At 50.2% G+C, this 19,418-nt stretch carries 12 protein-coding genes and 1 pseudogene; 12 read left to right on the top strand and 1 reads right to left on the bottom strand.

Translation table 11 applies throughout. The features are described from left to right. The first annotated feature begins 114 nt into the window (after positions 1–114). The 5 genes from ACAN56_RS05765 to ACAN56_RS05745 all read left to right on the top strand — a co-directional run bounded on the left by ACAN56_RS05765 (position 115) and on the right by ACAN56_RS05745 (position 7,909). Entirely contained in the window at positions 115–2,328 is a 2,214-nt protein-coding gene (locus ACAN56_RS05765) for a helix-turn-helix domain-containing protein (RefSeq protein WP_379141091.1), read from the top strand. A gap of 216 nt (positions 2,329–2,544) precedes the next feature. Then, entirely contained in the window at positions 2,545–3,519 is a 975-nt protein-coding gene (locus tag ACAN56_RS05760; RefSeq protein WP_379141088.1) for an ABC transporter permease, read from the top strand. A gap of 29 nt (positions 3,520–3,548) precedes the next feature. Next, positions 3,549–4,421: a carbohydrate ABC transporter permease gene (locus ACAN56_RS05755; RefSeq protein ID WP_379141086.1), complete on the top strand. Its 873-nt coding sequence runs from the start codon at positions 3,549–3,551 to the stop codon at positions 4,419–4,421. A gap of 81 nt (positions 4,422–4,502) precedes the next feature. After that, the gene (locus ACAN56_RS05750) at positions 4,503–6,089 is read left to right on the top strand and encodes an extracellular solute-binding protein (protein WP_379141084.1); all 1,587 of its coding nucleotides are present in this window, start codon (positions 4,503–4,505) and stop codon (positions 6,087–6,089) included. A gap of 356 nt (positions 6,090–6,445) precedes the next feature. Further along, on the top strand, positions 6,446–7,909 hold the full coding sequence (locus ACAN56_RS05745; RefSeq protein WP_379141082.1) for a glycosyl hydrolase family 28 protein: 1,464 nt from the start codon (positions 6,446–6,448) through the stop codon (positions 7,907–7,909). A gap of 173 nt (positions 7,910–8,082) precedes the next feature. Here the strand turns inward: ACAN56_RS05745 and ACAN56_RS05740 are convergent. After that, positions 8,083–8,215: pseudogene (locus tag ACAN56_RS05740) on the bottom strand (IS3 family transposase); the annotation flags it as partial. A 313-nt stretch (positions 8,216–8,528) separates the two neighbouring features. Between ACAN56_RS05740 and dcuS the strand changes: the two are divergent. From dcuS to ACAN56_RS05705, 7 genes are all read left to right on the top strand, one after another. Beyond that, on the top strand, positions 8,529–10,136 hold the full coding sequence (dcuS, locus tag ACAN56_RS05735; RefSeq protein ID WP_379141080.1) for a DcuS/MalK family sensor histidine kinase: 1,608 nt from the start codon (positions 8,529–8,531) through the stop codon (positions 10,134–10,136). Between the two features lie 2 nt (positions 10,137–10,138). Beyond that, complete coding sequence (locus tag ACAN56_RS05730) at positions 10,139–10,846, top strand: response regulator (protein ID WP_379141078.1); 708 nt, start codon at positions 10,139–10,141, stop codon at positions 10,844–10,846. Positions 10,847–11,034: 188 nt separating this feature from the next. Continuing rightward, a complete protein-coding gene (locus tag ACAN56_RS05725) occupies positions 11,035–12,390 on the top strand; it encodes a 2-hydroxycarboxylate transporter family protein (RefSeq protein WP_083675915.1) in 1,356 nt (451 codons plus the stop codon). Positions 12,391–12,694: 304 nt separating this feature from the next. Then, positions 12,695–13,858: an NAD(P)-dependent malic enzyme gene (locus ACAN56_RS05720; protein ID WP_379141422.1), complete on the top strand. Its 1,164-nt coding sequence runs from the start codon at positions 12,695–12,697 to the stop codon at positions 13,856–13,858. A gap of 61 nt (positions 13,859–13,919) precedes the next feature. Further along, positions 13,920–16,625 (top strand): pyruvate, phosphate dikinase, encoded by a 2,706-nt coding sequence (gene ppdK, locus ACAN56_RS05715; protein ID WP_379141075.1) that lies wholly within the window; start codon positions 13,920–13,922, stop codon positions 16,623–16,625. Between the two features lie 5 nt (positions 16,626–16,630). Continuing rightward, positions 16,631–17,464, top strand: a complete 834-nt coding sequence (locus tag ACAN56_RS05710; RefSeq protein WP_379141073.1) for a pyruvate, water dikinase regulatory protein — start codon at positions 16,631–16,633, stop codon at positions 17,462–17,464. Between the two features lie 219 nt (positions 17,465–17,683). Continuing rightward, entirely contained in the window at positions 17,684–19,417 is a 1,734-nt protein-coding gene (locus tag ACAN56_RS05705) for a sensor histidine kinase (protein WP_379141071.1), read from the top strand. Position 19,418: the final 1 nt, after the last annotated feature.

Below are 19,418 nucleotides of genomic sequence, written 5' to 3'. Positions count from 1 at the left end.
TTGATAGGTTAAGCCGTAAGAACAGTTCAATACCTGTAGATTATTGTTAGCGCTATCATTTTGTCCTGAGCAGTGCCTGACGCTTGAGACAAAGAGGGGGGGGGGATGATGTATATGCCCGAATATAAAAAAACCATTTTCATACGGTTTATCATGTCTTATACGATCCTGTCTGTTGTTCTGATCGGCATCATGGGAGGGTATTGGTATACCCAAACCAATGGAATCATGGAGGATGAGATTGTTAAAGACAATCAGAACCGGCTGAATTCCGCCAAGGATTATATCGAACAGACAGTACTTAAGAAATACGAAGATAATCTGCAAAACAAAGCGCTCTCCATCCGGTTTATCCAGGAAAATTTCAATTTGAATCTGCTACTCAACAAGAGCTGGGAGGGGAATTTGAGCCGTATTGCTTCCTTCCGGCAAGATCTTGATTTTTACAGGATCGAAAATGAAGGGCTCAGCAATGTCACCGTTTATTTCCCGGCCAATAATTATGTGGTGGATTCCAGTCAATTTTATATGAAGACTGAGAATTCGGAGGAAGCGGCGTTTATCTTAAAGCTGAACAGGGTGAAGCCTAAAGAATGGCTGTTCCGGACATTGGCGGATGGAAGTCAGGTCATGACCTACGTGATTAAACTGCCTTATGAGACACCGGGTGTGCCGACCATGGGATACTTTTTTATCGATGTAGGCATGGAGTATCTTCAGACAGCGGCAGCCCAAATGCTCAGCTCTGCGGCTGACCGGCTGTATATCTTTAGCCCTTCCGGGCAGGCCGTTCTTCATACGGGGGAGTATGATGAAGCTTTAGGCGGATTGCTGAAGGAAACGATTCAAAACCGGCGGAACGGCGAACAGATCACCGAGGAGTCAGAAGGCAAAGCCGTCCTTTCGTATCTGGAGCCGGCCCATTCGGCACATGACTGGACATATGCGATGTACCGCCCGATGAATTCTTTTGTACTTTCTTCCGAACAGTTAAAGGAAAGCCTTTTCATCAGCTGCGGGGCGGTCGTGCTGTTTGGTCTTTTGATGTCATTCTTTTTCTCCAAGCAATTGTATATTCCGGTGAAAAAACTGGTAATGCAGATTAAAGGGTTGCAGTCGCCGGGTTCTGTCACGTTATGGGGCAATGAATATGCGTTTATTGGCAGCACCTTTAATTTGTTGGAAGAGAAAATAGTGAATCTGGAAACACAGGCCAGAAAAAATGATTTGAAAAATCTGCTGCTCGGGGTAAACCTGGAAATGGAGGTAGAGTCATTCATCAGACCGGATTACAGCTATTGCACAGTTTATCTGAATAACCTTGAAGGGGGAAGCGAAGAGTTTAAAAGCCAACATGAGCGGGTGGACCACTCCGTGCCTAGCGTAGTTGTCGCCTTGAATGAGCAGGAAGCGGCTATTATATATTATATCCCGCGGGCTGAGCCGGAACCGGAAAGGGTTATGTTGGACGATTTGCAGCAAACTAAGTCTTCAGAGCAAGCATCAAGCTTCGGGGCAGCCATTGGTACGATAGTGAACAACCCGGAGGAAATCGCCGATTCCTACCAGATGGCTAAACAGGCGGACCGATATCATTTTTTATACGGGAAGGATTCCATTGTTGCCTATTCCAGTATCGTTGAGCTGAATACGGCGCCTTATCTGTTTCCTTACGATCATTTCAAAAATGCGCTGCAGGCGGGAGACGAGGATAGCGTCAACAGCTTCCTTGATCATTTTCTGCAGACCCTCCAGGAAAGCAAGCTGCAGATTGAGGCGGTGGAACTGGCCTTGCTTCAGCTGATTATGCAGTTGTATCAATCCGTGATTGAGCTTAAGCTGCAGCACTTTCTGCCGCACTCGAATATCTTTGATGAATTAAAGAAAGACACGCTCGCGGGTACGGTTGAAGGGATAAGGGTGCTGTCCATGCAGATTACCGAGCATCTGAAATATTCAGGCAACCATGCGCATACCGATCTGATCCGTACCCTGAAGAATTACATTGAAGACCATTTACACGAGGATTTATCCCTGCAGATTCTTTCAAAGGAAGTATCGCTCGCTCCAGCTTATATTTCCACACTGTTCAGCGAGGGGACGAAGGAGTCTTTTACAGAGTATGTAACCCGGCTGCGTCTGGAAAAAGCTGCGGATCTGCTGCGTTGCCAGCCGCGTCTTTCGGTGTCGGCGATCGCCTCGCAGGTCGGGTATCGTAATCCCCAGTATTTTCACAGCAAATTTAAGACGCGTTTTGGTGTCACGCCCGTCCAATACCGGAACTCGCAGCTGGCGGCCCTCGATACCTTGTTTTTAGAGAACGAATAGTAAGAGAATGATAAGGAAAAACAGGATGATGATAGGGCTGTTGGTTGGAGCATTTGGTTATGCTTTCCAGTCAACGGCCTTTTTTTATGCTTTTAAGGGCAGAAGTGAAAGATTTTATAAGGATTCGAATGAAGTTGCAATGGAAAAAGCGCTTTCAGGACCCTAAGATGGGAATGTGGTTTGAGGGATTTTGGATTTTGGAAAGGAGCAGTCAACATGAACCCGGTGAATCGTCCGGAAATTGACGGAGGGAAGAAATTGTACCATGCCCGGCCGTCGAGAATTGCAGCAACCTGGAGAGAGTACAAAAAATGCAGATACCTGTTTCTGCTGCTCGCTCCGGTGATGATTTGGTACGCAGTGTTTGCCTACGCCCCGATGTACGGTATTCAACTGGCTTTTAAGGATTTTAGGATTATGGATGGCATCTGGGGCAGCCCGTGGGTCGGCCTCAAGCATTTCGAGTTCCTGTTCTTTCAGTCCCCTGATTTTCTGCGGATTTTGAAGAATACGGTTACGATCAGTTTTCTGCATATTGCCTTCGGCTTTCCCGCACCGATTATACTCGCGCTGCTGATCAACGAGATCCGCTCAAGCACCTTCAAAAGGGTTGCGCAGTCGCTGACGTATCTGCCGCACTTTTTTTCCTGGGTCATTCTCTCGGGAATTCTGATCACCTTGCTGTCCCCGTCGAGCGGTGTGGTGAATTACCTGCTGCAGCTTGTGGGACTAGAGCCGGTTTATTTCCTGGGCAATCCTAATTATTTCCGCTTCACGCTGGTAACCTCGGGGATATGGAAAGAAGTGGGCTGGGGGACGATCATTTATTTGGCCGCGCTCGCCGGAATACAGCCCGAAATGTACGAAGCTGCCGTCATGGACGGAGCCAGCCGCTGGAGGCAGACCCTCAGTATTACACTACCGACGATTTTACCGGTCATTATCCTGATGTTTATTCTGCGGATTGGCAGTGTGCTGGATGCCGGATTTGATCAGATTCTTAACCTCTATTCACCTGCGACCTATAGTGTGGCAGATATTCTGGACACCTATGTTTACAGGGTTGGCTTGCAGAACTTCCAGTTCAGCCTGACGACGGCGGTCGGCTTGTTCAAGAATGTGATCGCTTTTGCTCTGGTGCTGACTACGAACTTTATTTCTAAAAAGCTGGGACAGCAAGGCATCTTTTAAACGGAAAAACCGGATAGGAGGATAAAGCAGTGAAACATAGTTGGGGTAGTACCCTTTTTCAGGCCTGTTTAATTACTTTTATGATCATCTTATGTATCGTCATGTTGTATCCGTTCGTCCATATGCTCTCCATATCGTTCAGCACACCGGCGGAAGCTTTGAGACTGGGAATCCATTTGTACCCGCAGAAGGTCTCATTATTCGCCTGGGAGAAAGTACTGGGCAATCCTGATATCTGGACGGGGTTCGGAAACACACTTTTTCGTACCGTAGTTGGAACCATTTGTTCCATCCTGTTCATGTCATTTGGTGCTTACCCGCTCTCCCGTAAATACTTGCCGCACCGCAATATGTACACAATGATAATTGTGTTCACGATGTTTTTCAGCGGAGGGATGATTCCTTCGTATTTCCTGATCAAGTCCCTGGGACTGCTGAATTCGCGTCTGGTCTATATTATTCCCGGTCTCATCAGCACCTTCTCCATGCTCATTCTGCGCAATTTCTTTCAGGAGATTCCCGACGAGCTTGAGGATTCGGCTAAAATTGATGGAGCCAATGATCTGCGCATTCTGTTTCAGCTTGTGCTTCCGTTATCGCTGCCCGTCATTGCCACATTGTCGCTATGGTCGGCGGTAGGACATTGGAACGCCTGGTTTGACGCGGTTCTCTACATACAGGACCCCTCCAAACAGGTGCTGCAGACTTTCCTGAGACGGGTGGTTATCACCGGAGAGAATCTCTCCCTGTTTGCGAACGATGTTAAGGGCTCTGAACTGGGTTATGCAGAGCCGATTAAAGCGGCTACCCTGATGTTCACGGCGCTGCCGATCATTATTGTCTATCCGTTCCTGCAAAAGTATTTTGTCAAAGGAACCATGGTGGGATCGCTTAAAGGTTAACCGGTGTTTGCTCAAGCTGTCTTTCACGGCGGTTTGATGAAATTATAAAATTGCTAACGATCAAAAGGGAGGCTATTAGAAATGAATAAAAAGAAGCTTGTCACCGGTATGCTGGGGCTGGCCATGTCAGTATCGCTGATTGTGAGCGGTTGCAGCAGCAATGGGAACAATAAGGCGGCTAAAGAAAACAATGCGGGAGAAGCCGCAAATGCCGGCAAAGAAGCACCGATTGAAATTACGCTCGCCAACAACTGGAACAAACCGAAAGCGGACAACAATTATGTCCAGAAGTTTCTGGAACAGAAATTTAATGTCAAGTTTAAGAATGTTACCTTTGAGACAGCAACCTGGAAAGAACAATTTAACGTAATGCTGGCCTCCGGTGAAATCCCCGACATTATATCCGTGGACGGCACTGTAGGCGATATGGTGCAATGGGCGGATCAGGGCATCCTTGCCAGCATTTCCAAAGAGGAGATTAAGCAATACATGCCTAAATATACGGCGGATGTGGAGAGCGTTGATCCCAACGCCTGGGACCCTGGTAGTTACAACGGGAAAAACTGGGGTGTGCCAAAGGTATGGGGCGAAGGTGCAACGGGCTTTGTTCCCGCCTTCAACGGGCAATGGCTGAAGGCCGTCGGATACAGCGAGCCGCCCAAAGATCTTACAGAGCTTGAAGATGTTCTGACCAAATTCACGAATAATGATCCCGACGGCAACGGCAAAAAAGACACGTATGGCCTAACAGGACGCGGCAAGGATGCCCAGGCACAGCTGTTCAATACAGTGTTCTCGGCTTACGGTGTAGCTCCTTACCAGTTTAAACTGGACGCCGATGGCAAAGTGACCTATGGTGCGGTTACGGAGGAAGCACGCAATGCGCTGAAGCTGCTGAATAAATGGTATAAAGCAGGCATTATCGATCCCGAGTTTATTACGGACGGCAACGGCGAAATTCAAACCAAATTTATCAGCCTGCGCACCGGCCTTATCGAGACCGGAATGTGGCATCATTTATATGATGACGGTTATTTTGGCCTGGTCTCTAAGGATAAGGGCATTGAACTGGTTCCAGGGGTCCCGTTCACCGGTCCGGATGGCAAGAAATATGCCATGGCAAACGGAGCATTGCAGCCGCCACTGTTATTCGGCGCACAGCTTGAGAAGGATGAAGCCAAACGGATCAGAATTTTGCAGATTCTTGAATATGTCACTAGCGATGATGAAGGTTATCTGACCACAGCCTTTGGAGAAAAAGGAAACTCTTATAATCTGGAAGGTGATCTGGCGGTAATTACAGAAGCGGCAACGGGAACGGAATTGATGGGTGAGTTAGGTACCGGCTTCTACAATCCTTTTGGCGGCAAGGTCAATTCGATGATGAAGCACCACTATTCCCCGGAAAAGCTTGCTTACAAGGAAAAACTGACGAATGTGGAGGGACTGACGGTCCTAACCGATCTGATGCAGTCAACGGTGATGACAACGAAAGCGCAGTACGAGGCCATCCTGAATACACTTCAGGCGCAGTATTATATCAAGGCCATCTCCGGCGAATCCAATACGGATAAAGACTTTGATGATTTCCGGTCCCAGTGGCTCAATTCCGGCGGCCAGACGGAACTTGATGAAGCACAAAAGATTTATGAGGAGCGCAGCAAGTAAAATGAACTTATATAGATTGAACTTGAAACTTGAGGAAAGGGAGCGGAGCGACGGAGGGGAAGTTTGGAACTGGAGGAGCGATAGCGACCGCCTGGAAGCTTTCCGTAGGAAAGCTCGCTTCGAAAGCATAAGCAGTCTTCGGATTTCAACCGCGTACAGCAGTCATAATCAAGAAATCCGAAGACAACAGCGGCCGGAAGTCCAAACATTCCCCGCAGTTGCGACTGAACCTTTACTCTAAACTTCTCAGTTCAATCTATATAGTGTGAGAAACGGAAGACCGGCTTAAGCGGTACACGGAGAACGTGTCTGCTTCTAAGCCGGTCTCCTCACTATGCCGGAGGGAGTCTAACATTATGCAGGAAGCAAATACAGAGCTGGTAGTATATCCGGTGCCGGAAGGTGCCGCTGGAAACCCGGATTTCTCGGTGAAGGTCCGCAGGCCGCAGGGGGAATGGCAGCCCTTGTTCTGCCACAATGTGAAGGTCGATATGCATGAAGTGCGCAATGCCTCCATGGTCTCGTTTGATTGTTCCGGGCCGGTGGAACTGGAGATTGTGAAGAATGACGGAATCGTCAAGGAAGCTGTTGTCCGTCCTCTATCGGCGGATATAAATTGTGAATGCGAAGGGAATGTGATGCTGCTCCGGCTGGATGGCCCGCGGCAGCTATCCTTGGAAGCGGACGGGGAACGGTTCCACAACCTGCATATTTTCGCCAATCCAATGGATGAGAATATCCCGGCTATCGCCGGTCCGGAAGTGCTTACTCTGGAACCGGGAACCCATGTCACAGCAGAAATCCAGGAGATCCTGGCTAGTTTGCCTGCGGCGGAGAAACCCAAGGTGGTTTATTTTGCACCCGGCATTCACCGCTTGGATCCAGCCCGGCTTGAAGTACCCTCCAATACGTTGATTTATGTCGCGGGCGGCGCTGTAATCTATGGCGGTTTTATTTGCAGTCATGTCCATGATGTGCAGATTCGCGGCAGAGGGGTTCTGTATATGTCGGATTTCGAGAAGACGACCTATTACCGCGGCGTGGAGATCAGCTATTCCCGGAACATCTCCATTGAAGGCATTACGGTTATTGATCCTCCCCATTATACGGTTCTGCTGGGACAATCAGAGCGAATCGACATCCGGAATATCAAAACCTTCAGTACCCGCGGCTGGTCTGACGGCATAGATATGATGGCTTGCTCGGATGTGAAGATCGACAGTGTATTTCTCCGCACCTCGGATGATTGTATCGCCATCTATGCCTCGCGCGGCGATTACCAGGGCGATACCCGCAGAGTTGCCGTTACCCGTTCGATTCTTTGGGCGGATGTAGCCCATCCGGCCAATATCGGGACGCACGGCAACCATGAAGGCAATGGGGATGTGATTGAAGATATTCTATTCCACGATATCGATATCCTTGAACATCACGAGCCTCAGCCGGACTATTGGGGATGTCTGGCGATCAATGCGGGTGACAATAACACGGTACAGAATGTTACTTACGAGGATATACGCATTGAACCTTTTGAACTCGGAGAGTTGTTTAACGTGAGAGTGCTTCAGAACCTCAAATACAATCCAGCTCCCGGTAAGATCATCCGGAATATTCTATTCCGAAATATATGCTATTCCGGCAGTTGCACTAATCCATCCCATATAGCAGGCTATGATGAAGCCCGCAGGGTAGAGAACGTGAGGTTTGAGAATGTAACGATAAATGGCAGGCTATTGGATCTTTCGCAAGATGTTGTTATCGGAGCATATGTGAGTAAAGTGAAAAGACAGATCCATAGATTAAGCCCTTCAAGTAAATAATATGACCGTAGTGATCCAAGCTTTTGGGACTGCATCCCGTTTGCCTTTTCTCTTTCTCGCAGCGTGATAGGCCTGATGTATATACGCTGCCCTGGTCACTGTGAAGCAGCATCTTGTCCGTTTTAGAATTTGACTCAGCGTAACAAGGATCAAAGATGTGACTTGCTTGTCCGCTATACTGTAAGCCACAATCTCTCCGTTGTACAGATCCAGAATGCTGGAGAAGTACAACCTCTTACCACCAAACGGCAAATAGGTGATGTCCGTGACGAGCTTTTGCAAGGGAGCCTCTGCATGGAATTGTCTCTCTCTTCAGCAGGTTTTCTGCTGGATGAGCGGGGCTGCCCGGTGGTCTTTCGTATCTCCATCCTTACGCGGCTGCAGCCCCTCACGCTGCCTAATCCGCTGAACCCGTTTGTGGTTTATGGGTTCTTCTGCCCAAAGTGCAGATTTTATTCTAGTATATAGAACAGTAGAGCTAACCAGCTCACTTTATGTGGATATTCTTTGAAAATATTCATCCAGTAAAGATGATTCTAAAAGATTTAAGAAGAGGGAGTATCGCGCTTTCAGAACTTTTGCGTTATAATCTAGAAAAATTTCTTGAAGGTGGAACAGTGTGAGAATTGGAAAAATGAGATTGCGCCTTCAGACAACAATCACCCTGATGATCTGCCTGATCGTCGCCCTCGTCCTGCTGATTGTGTATGTGATGTTTGGCATGAAGTTCTCCCGGCAAGCCCAGGAATCGTTGGAGAACAAGGCTATAACCATTGCCCGCACCGTTTCGCGCACACCGGTTGTTATTAACGGTCTACTGGAAAATTCGGATTCCGGCAGCATTCAGGATTACGCAACCGAAATCAGCGCCATTAATAACGTCCAGTTTGTTGTTGTTATGAACATGCAGGGGATTCGCCGTTCCCATCCCGATGCTGCTTTGATCGGCAAGCATTTCATGGGAGGGGATGAGACAGATGCATTGCACGGTAAGGAGAAAATCTCCATTGCCCAAGGTTCACTGGGTTATTCTGTGAGAGCGTTTTCACCTATACTCGGACCAGATCACAAGCTGATCGGTGCAGTGGCCGTGGGGATTTCACTTGGCAGCGTCCACTCAGCCGTAAAGCAGAATCAGTGGATCATCTACTCGGGGATACTGGTTGGCGGACTTATGGGCATCGCCGGGGCTGTGCTGCTGGCACGCAAAATAAAGCGGATGATGTTTGGTATGGAGCCAGGGGAAATCGCCAAATTGCTGGAGGAGCGGAGCGCCATGCTTCAATCCACCAAGGAAGGGATTTTGGCAGTAGACAAAGAGTCCCGCATCACCTTGGTTAATGCAGAGGCGCGAAGGCTGATGGGCAGCGTCGGCATGAGCCAGGACCCGCTCAACAGGCAGGTGGATCAATTCTGGCCCCTCCTGCGGATGGAGAAAGTGCTGAATAATGGCGAGCCTTTGCAGGATAAGGAAGTGGAGCAGAGCGGCATTACGCTGCTGGTGAATGTGGTTCCGGTAAGGGTGAACGGAATCATCGAAGGAGCCATTGCCACTTTTCGGGACAAGACCGAAATCAGTCTTCTGATGGAGAGGCTTTCGGGGATATCTCTGTATGCGGAGGCGCTGCGTGCCCAGACTCATGAATTTATGAACAAGCTGCACGTGATCATGGGGCTGACCAATATGCGCAGCTACGACCGGCTGGAAGAATATCTGACGGATATTGTGCTTAGTATCCAGACAGAGGCGGACTCTGTGGTCAGACTGGTCAAAGACCCGGTTATGGTCGGATTTCTGCTGGGAAAGCTCAGCCGGATCAGGGAGGCGGATGTGCGTTTGGTCATTCTGGACGACGGTATGCTGCCCGAGTCTGCCAATCACGAAGTATCCCGGGAACTGGTCACTATAGCCGGCAACCTGCTGGATAATGCCCTGGAGGCTGTGCAAGGTGCAGGCAACAAGCTGATAGAGATTGGATTCCGGCATGAGGACAGCCGGCTTACACTCAAGGTTGTCGACAATGGTACAGGTATTTCCGTCGAAAACGGAGATCACCTGTATGAACAGGGCTATTCCACCAAAGGCAAGGACCGGGGCATCGGGTTGTATCTGGTGCACCGGAGCGTGGCCAAGCTGGGCGGAACGATTCATTGGGAAAGCCGGGAAGGTGAAGGAACCGAGTTTACTGTGCAGTTACCCTATATTGCGAAGAGTGATGATAACTAACTATGATAAAGGTACTTATTGTTGAAGATGATCCGATGGTTTCGGAGATGAATAAATTTTACTTGCAGCAGGTTGAAGGATTCTGTGCCGAAGGCTGGGCCAGCTCTGCAGAGGAGGTGCTGGACATGCTGAGGGAGAATTCCTATGACCTGATTCTGCTGGATATTTACATGAAAGAGAGCAACGGGCTGGAGCTGCTGTCCGAGATTCGGCGGAGAGGCTTAAGGATTGATGTCATCGTTATTTCGGCGGCCAGCGACAAGGGAAGCATCCAGGAGGCTCTGCAAAACGGAGCTGTGGACTATTTGATTAAGCCGTTTGAATTCTCCAGATTCCGTGCAGCGCTGAACGGATACAAGGAGCAGAACCGGTTGTTCCGCACACAGGAACGGCTGAACCAGTCTGAGCTGGACAAGCTGTCCAGATTCAAGCAGGAGCGGGCGGCTTCACAGGAGCTGGCCAAGGGATTCACGCGTCAGACACTGCAGACCATCTGGAGAGCGGTAGAGACCTGCGATTTGGAGTATTTTTCTGCGGAGGACATTTCAGTGATGTCAGGAATTTCCAGAGTTTCTGCCGGTAAGTATTTGGTCGGGCTGACGGAGATGGGTGTGCTGGAAATGGATCTGGTCTACGGTAGTGTGGGCAGGCCGGTACAGAAATACAGGATCGCCCCCAATGGCAAAACGCTGGTTACCCAATACATTTAACAGGATTGGAAGCTCCTGCTGCGAAATCGCAGCGGGGGCTTTTTCTTTACCCCCTTGTTCACATCCGTATTTTTTGATAGCGCTTACTTTAATAATTTACAAAACCTCTTCATTATTTACACAAAAACAAAAGCGCTTTCAAAGCAGCTATGATGAATTTGTAAAAGAGTTAAGGAGGTAAGGATAACATGCAAAAAGCAATTCAACCGCCACTTGCAGTACCGGATGAGCAGCATGTACTGAAGCAAGGAAAAAAAGGCTTTGCACAGCGGGTCACGCATTTAAAGGTGGGTGTCATTCCGCTTCCGCTGTATGTGGTATTTGCACTCATCATATTTGCGGCATCTGTACTCGGCGAACTGCCAAACGATATGATCGGCGGATTTGCGGTAATTATCGTCTTGGGCGTACTGCTCAGTGATCTTGGTTTCAAGCTTCCGGTTCTGAAAAATATCGGAGGCCCTGCAATCCTTTCGCTAATGATTCCGTCGTTCCTAGTGTTCTGGAATGTGCTCGACCCTTCGGTTACCGAATCGGTCAACACACTGATGAAGACGTCGAACTTTCTCTATCTGTATATTTCAATTCTGGTAGCTGGAAGTATTACCGGAATGAACCGCACTACATTAATCAGCGGCTTCATTCGCATCTTTATCCCGATGATGGCCGGAACCATTGTTGCGGTAGGCGCGGGTCTGGGCGTGGGCATGCTGCTCGGCTACAGCGCGCACCGTACCTTGTTCTACATTATCGTGCCCATTATAGGCGGCGGTGTCGGTGAAGGAATCCTCCCGCTGTCCATCGCATTCTCGCAGATTCTCGGCGGCGAATCCGGTTCCTATGTGGCCCAAATGATTCCGGCGGCGGTTATCGGCAATGTGTTCGCAATTATCGGAGCGGGGCTGCTCAAGAAAATGGCCGATAAAAATCCGTCAATTACCGGCAATGGCGTTCTGGTGAAATCGAAAGACGGCCAGAAGCTGGGCGGAAGCACCTATGATAGTGAAAAACCCGACTTCCTGCTAATGGGCGCCGGACTGCTCTTCGCCTGCGGATTATTTATTACCGGACACTTGCTGTCGCCATTCATCGGCATCCCGGGTCCGATCCTGATGATCTTTGCAGCAGCGCTGCTGAAAGTATTGAAGCTGCTGCCGGCTAAAATTGAGCAAGGCGCTTATCAGCTCTACAAATTTGTCTCCGGGACATTAACTTGGCCTCTCATGGTGGGACTTGGCATGTTGTACATTCCGCTGGAGGATGTGGCTGCCCTGATCTCGATTCCTTATATTATCGTCTGCGCTACCGTTATCGCCGCGATGATTCTCACCGGCTATTTTATCGGCAAATGGGTTAATATGTACCCCGTGGAAGCGGCGATAGTAACCGGATGCCGCGGCGGTCTCGGCGGAACGGGCGATGTGGCGATCCTGTCAGCATCCGGGCGTATGGAACTGATGCCGTTCGCTCAGATTTCCACACGTATCGGAGGAGCGATCACGGTTGTTGCAGCAACGCTGCTCATCTCGGTATGGGGTGGCTGATTAACGCAAGTCATGGCAAAACATCATGCAGGAGGCGATTAGTATGAATCAACTTAGCGGAAAATCTCATGTGTTTACGCTTCGTGTCCAGTACCGCAGCAACAGCGATTATCTTGCGAGCCTGGTGAGCATCGCCGAGAACTATAAAGGCACTGTGCTAAATGCAGAGCTGAAGGAGCTTCACACGGACCTGACCGCTGCCGATGTCGTAATTTCCGTAGAGCAGCCGGAGGATCAGAAGTGGATTGAAAAAGCGGTAAACCAGTTGAGCGGAGGAGATATTGTGGAATTATTGGAAGAAATCATGCTTCTGCACAAAGGCGGAAAGCTCGAAACAACCTTGAAAAATCCGATCCGGACCAAAGACGACTTGTCCAAAGTATACACGCCGGGTGTGGCAAAGGTCTGTCAGGCGATTGCACAGGATCAGGCTCAGGCCTATGAATTGACAACGAAGAAAAACACCGTGGCTGTCATATCTGATGGAACCGCTGTGCTGGGCCTCGGGGATATTGGGCCGAAAGCGGCCATGCCGGTAATGGAAGGAAAAGCGGCACTGTTCAAGCAGTTCGCGAATGTCGACGCCGTGCCAATCTGCCTCGATACTAAAGATACGGAAGAAATAATCGCTATTGTGAAGGCGCTCGCCCCTACATTCGGAGGCATTAATCTTGAAGATATTTCCTCTCCCCGCTGCTTTGAGATCGAAGAGAGATTGAGAAATGAGCTGGATATCCCGGTATTTCATGATGACCAGCACGGTACGGCCATCGTAGTGCTTGCCGGATTGCTGAACGCGCTAAAGGTATGCGGCAAAAATATCAAGGATGTCAAAATCGTGGTGAACGGCGTAGGTGCAGCAGGCATCTCCGTTTCCAAAATGCTGCTGCACGCAGGGGCCGTGAACCTGATCGGAGTGGACCGGGAGGGTGCCATTAACCGGCTTGAGACCTATAACCGGACCCATTGGAGCGATTTTGCCCAAATCACGAATCCGGGCCTCGAAACCGGCGGGCTGTCGGATGTAATCAAAGGCGCGGATGTCTTTATCGGGGTTTCTGCACCGGGAGTGCTGAAACTGGATGATGTGTTGAATATGGCCAAAGATCCGATCGTGTTCGCCATGGCGAATCCAACCCCGGAAATTGATCCCGCTATCGCTGCGCCGCATGTAAGAGTAATGGCGACAGGCCGCTCCGACTATCCGAACCAGATTAACAATGTATTGTGCTTTCCCGGTATTTTCAGAGGCGCGCTGGATTGTGAAGCCATGGATATTAATGATGAAATGAAGCTGGCGGCAGCAGAGGCGATTTCCTCGGTTATTGATCCGTCCGAGCTTCATGAGAAATATATCATTCCGGATGCCTTTGATCCGCGGGTGGTTGAAAGAATCCGCATGGCCGTTGCCCAGGCAGCGTTCAAAAGCGGTGCAGCCAGAAAAAATCTGCTCACGGGTGTGAACTGATTTCTGATTAGAAACGTATTCCGGCAATAATAAGAGTTGCTGTAGAGGAGGAAATACAAAGATGTCGGCTGAACAAATTACAGAGAAGCAGGTCTACCTGTTTGAAGAAGGAAATGCCTCTATGGTCAAACTCTTGGGAGGAAAGGGCGGGAACCTGGCTGAGATGACAGCACTGGGGCTGCCCATTCCGCCGGGATTTACGATCACGACGGATGCTTGCAAAAGCTATTACAAGCAAGGGGGGCAATTGTCCGGTGAACTGCAGTCCGAGATCAGAAGGGCAATTTCCACCTTGGAAAAAGTGAAGGATAGTCGGTTCGGTGACGCCAATCAGCCGCTTATGGTATCCGTCCGCTCCGGTTCGGTCACATCCATGCCGGGTATGATGGACACGATCCTGAACTTGGGCCTGAATGATGAAACCGTTCTGGGGCTGGCCCGGCAGACTGCAAGTGAAAGTTTTGCCTATGACTGCTACCGCCGGCTCATCGCGATGTTCGGCGAGATCGTGCTCGGCATCCCCTCCCTACTGTTCAGCCAGCAATTGGAGAACCTTAAGATCCATGCAGGCCGTGAGAGCGACGGGGAGATAACCGCCGGGGAATGGAAGCAATTAACCGATGTCTACCAGCTGCTGGTTAAGGAGCACAGCGGAATCGACTTCCCCCAGGATGTCTACCAGCAGCTGAATATGGCTGTCCGGGCGGTGTTCCGCAGTTGGAATAATGCGCGGGCCAAAGTCTACCGCAGGCTTTACTCCATTCCACATGATCAGGGAACTGCAGTGAATGTGCAGGCGATGGTCTTTGGCAACAAAGGAGAGGACTCTGGGACTGGCGTTCTGTTCACGCGTAACCCGTCCACCGGAGCCAAAGAACTGTATGGCGAGTATCTGATTAATGCCCAGGGTGAAGATGTGGTGGCCGGTCTCCGGACACCCCGCAGGCTGGCGGAGCTGCGGGAAGACATGCCTGAGGTCTACGATCATCTTGCCGCCTTGGCATCCGGCCTGGAGGCGCACTACAGGGATATGCAGGATATCGAATTTACAATTGAAAATCGGACACTGTACCTGCTTCAGACCCGCAGCGGCAAGCGCACAGCCCAGGCGGCAGTGAAAATTGCCGTTGATCTGTACGAAGAGGGCGAGATCACAAAGGAAGAAGCTGTCCGCAGGATTGATGCGGGCCATCTGGACCAGCTGTTGCACCGTTCCATCGCTCCGCTTGAGGAGCTGAAGCCCTTGGCTATCGGACTTCCAGCTTCGCCTGGTGGAGCATCCGGGATGATCGCGCTGGATGCGGAAACGGCAGAGGCATGGAAGCAGAACGGAAGCCGAGTTATGCTCGTCAGCGCAGAAACATCGCCTGAGGATATTCATGGCATCCTCGCCGCCGAAGGTGTGCTTACCGCCCGGGGAGGAATGACCAGCCATGCGGCTGTTGTGGCAAGAGGCATGGGTAAGCCCTGCGTTTGCGGATGCGATCAGCTGTCTATAGATGCGGAGCAGCGGATCATTTATTTGGGTGATCACATCCTGAAAGAAGGAGATGTCCTCTCTATTGACGGCACTTCCGGCCGTGTATATGCCGGGGACGTGCCGCTGAGCGATCCGGAGATGACTCCCGAGCTGCTGAAGCTGCTGGGTCTGGCTGATGAGATCAGGGAACTGAAGATTTACGCAAATGCAGATACCCCGCAGGATGCCCGCATCTCACGGGAGCTGGGAGCTGAGGGTATAGGGCTATGCCGGACGGAGCATATGTTCTTCACGGGCACCCGGCTGCCCACAGTGCAGTCCATGATCCTTGCCGACAGCCGGGAGGAGCGGCTGAGCCTGCTTGAACGCATTCTTCCCATGCAGCAGTCCGATTTCGAGGATATGTTCAAGGCGATGAATGGGCTGCCGATGACCATCCGGCTGCTGGACCCGCCGCTCCATGAATTTTTGCCCAATCTGGAGCAGCTCGGAGAACAGCTGCGGAGATTACAACTGACGGGCGGAGGTTTGGAAGAGCAGAAGAGCCTGAAGCGGATGATCGCCAAAATCCGTAGCCTGCAGGAAAAAAATCCAATGCTGGGCCTGCGCGGCTGCCGGCTTGGCATCCAATTCCCGGAAATCTATGATATGCAGCTCGAGGCAGTTTTTCGGGCTGCCAAAACTACCGCACACAATGGAATTGAAGTACGGCCGGAAATTATGATCCCGCTGGTAGGAGACCCGCGTGAGCTAAAGGAGCTGCGGGCGCTGGTGGATAAAGTGGCTTCAGAGGTTCTCGGAGAAGCGTTCAAGTCGATTTCCTACCGGGTGGGCACAATGATTGAAGTGCCACGGGCGGCTGTTATGGCCGACAAGATTGCCGAGCATGCGGATTTCTTCTCCTTCGGCACCAATGATTTGACACAGATGACGTTCGGTTACAGCCGCGACGATGCCGAAGGCAAATTTCTGAACAGCTATCTGGACAGAAATATTCTATCCGGGAATCCTTTTCAGATGCTGGATCAGGAGGGTGTGGGGAAACTCATTGAGTGGGCCGTTGCCAGAGGGAAGGAGAAAAAATCCTTTCTCAAAACAGGGCTGTGCGGAGAGCATGGCGGAGATCAAAGCTCAATCTTTTTCTGCCAGCAAACGGGACTTGATTATGTGAGCTGTTCACCTTACCGGATACCGTATGCCCGGATGGCAGCGGCGCAAGCGGTAATTTCCGCGCGGGATGAGGCGGCGAACAAGAAGGCGGAAGCGGCAATCCTTCCAATCGAGTGAGCCCGGTGACGGAGGGGAAAGACAGGTTCAAGCAGCGGCAGATCTTTATCTGCTCCGACTCGGCCTGTGAAACGGCGGATCGGGTGGTCCGGGCGGCGATGCAGCAATTTGATCTTGGCAATCCTGCTGTGCGCCGCTTCAAGCGGATAAATTCTGAGCAGGAAATTGCCGAACTGGTGCAGCTGGCGCATACAGAGCAGTCATTCATCGCCTACACGCTCGTCCAGCCGGGCCTGCGCGAAGCCATACAAAGGGAAGGCACCGAATGGAGTGTAGATGTAGTAGACATCATGGGTCCCATGATGGAAACCATCAAAAGCACCTTTAAGCTTGAACCCTTGATGAAGCCTGGATTGCTGTATGACATGAATGCAGATTATTACCGCCGGATTGAGGCCATCGAGTTCGCGGTGAAGTACGATGACGGACGCGACCCGCGCGGGCTGCTGCTGGCGGACATTGTGTTAATCGGAGTATCCCGCACCTCGAAGACTCCTCTTAGTATGTATATGGCCTACAAGGGGTACAAGGTTGCCAACTGGCCGCTGGTTCCAGGAGTCAAACCTCCTATGGAGCTGTGGCAAATCCGTAAACACAGACTATTTGCCCTAACGATGGATATAGAGGCCCTGATCAAAATACGCACAGAACGCCTGCGTATGCTTGGACTCGGAGCGGGTGCCAGCTATGTATCCGAGCTTCAGGTACTGGAGGAATATAACGAGGCCGAGGCTTTGATGAAAAGTCTGCGCTGCCCGGTTATTGATGTTACGAGCACATCTATTGAAGAATCAGCAGATCTTATCATGGAGTGTTGGGAAAAAAGCCCGGATTTATAGTAAATCATTTTGTATTTATACAGCAGGTTGAAGCAAAGGGAACGCCATAGAAGGCGCTGCTCCCTTTGCTTTTTTTCGTGAAAGGTATCTAGAAAAGGCTTGATAGACTTATAGGAAACACCTGCGTTCTAGTAGGCTTTTTTATTTTACATTGCCTTCTGAAGCTTCGATGTGTTAAAAAACAAAGTGAAGAAAAACAGCACTAGAGTGGAGGGCGAAATGAACATAAGGAAATTTCCATGGAAGAAAAATGTGTTTCGAAGGCTGATATTATCATTTATTTGCATTCTGCTGCCGCTTTTTATCCTCAGCATGATTATTTATAACTGGGGCGTTCATACGTTAAAGTCGGAGATTTCGAGGTCCATGAGTTCGCAGGTATCGCAATATTTTGGCAATCTGGAGCAGGAATTCCGCAGAATCCAGCTGCTGCAGTATGATTGCCTGACCGATAACAATCTGAATGCCCTCGGCTCCATTCCCGAATCGATGAACAACATTGAACGGATGGAAAGTATCCTGAGACTGCAGCAGCGGCTCAATGCGATACGGAACAGCAGCACTTACATCATTGATGTGTACGCTTACATTCCGTCGGTTCAGAAAAAGATCTCGGCTTTGACCGTATCTGCCTTTAATCAGGAGGAAATGGACGGGCTGAAGCTTGCCATGGATTCAACGGGATCGCAGCTCCGGGATATGAACGGCAGGCTCTTCATAAGTGCAGCCTATCCCACAACTTCACCGGGGGGCAGCAGAAAACCTCAATTCATCCTGTCTGTTGAATTTTCCAAAAGCAAGCTGAATGAGAATCTTAAGAAGCTGGTGAACTCATCCGACGAGCTGCTCATGCTGATCAATCCGGAATATACGATCTCCACAAGAGGCGGAGTCAGACCCGATCCCATGATTGCGGATATCTTGTCCAAACATTCAGAACAGAATCTGGTCAGAACGATGAACTTCGCGAATGCCCGCTATTTGGCGGTATATGCCTATTCCCCGTTTTTTGACGCAGTGCTGAGCAAATATGTTCCGGTAAACGCGGTCTTTGCGCCGCTGGACAAGTTCAAGAACTGGTTTCTGCTGCTCGCGGCGTTATCCGTGATGATTATTGTAATGTACTCTCTCTACGCTTATAAGTACATCCACAAGCCGCTGCTACATCTGGTCAAAGCCTTCCGCAGGGTGGAGCATGAGGATCTCTCTGTGCGGATCGATCATGATGTTGACGATGAGTTCCGTTACATTTATGCCCGCTTCAACAGCATGCTGGAGAATCTGGAGTCTCTGGTTGACCAGGTCTATAAACAGCAGATTCTGACACACCGGGCGGAGCTAAAACAGCTGCAGTCCCAGATTAATCCCCATTTTTTGTATAACAGCTTTTTTATTCTCAACACTATGGCCCGGCTTGGAGACAACGAGAATCTGGAGCAATTCACCAACCAGCTCGGCGTCTATTTTCAGTTCATCACGCGGAGTCATGCGGAGGAAGTGACCCTTGCCGATGAAGTGAAGCATGCGAAGGTCTACGCGGAAATCCAGTCCACCCGCTTCTCCAACCGCAATCAAATTGAATTCGGTGAGCTGCCGGCAACCATCAGCGAGCTTATGGTGCCAAGGCTAATCCTGCAGCCCCTTATTGAAAACGCGTTCAAACATGGCTTGGAGCAAAGATCAATGAACGGGATCCTGCGGGTCCGGTTTCAGCATCTGGCGGATGAGCTGCAAATGATTGTGGAAGACAACGGCAGCGAGTTAAGCGAGGAACAGCTTATTCGCCTAAGACAATCCTTGGCTGGCAATGATGTGGAAACTACCGGAATGCTCAATATTCATCTGCGCATCCGGCTGAAATTTGGTGAAGGCAGCAGATTGCTGCTGGAGCAGAGCGGGCTTGGCGGCCTGAAGATAACGATCCGCATTATGCTTGCGGAGAGGGGGGCATAAC

This window comes from Paenibacillus paludis (assembly GCF_042610515.1).
Classification (GTDB): Bacteria; Bacillota; Bacilli; order Paenibacillales; family Paenibacillaceae; genus Paenibacillus_AQ.
The sequence above is the reverse complement of the archived record's forward strand: the minus strand, read 5'-3'. Positions and strand labels throughout refer to the sequence as shown.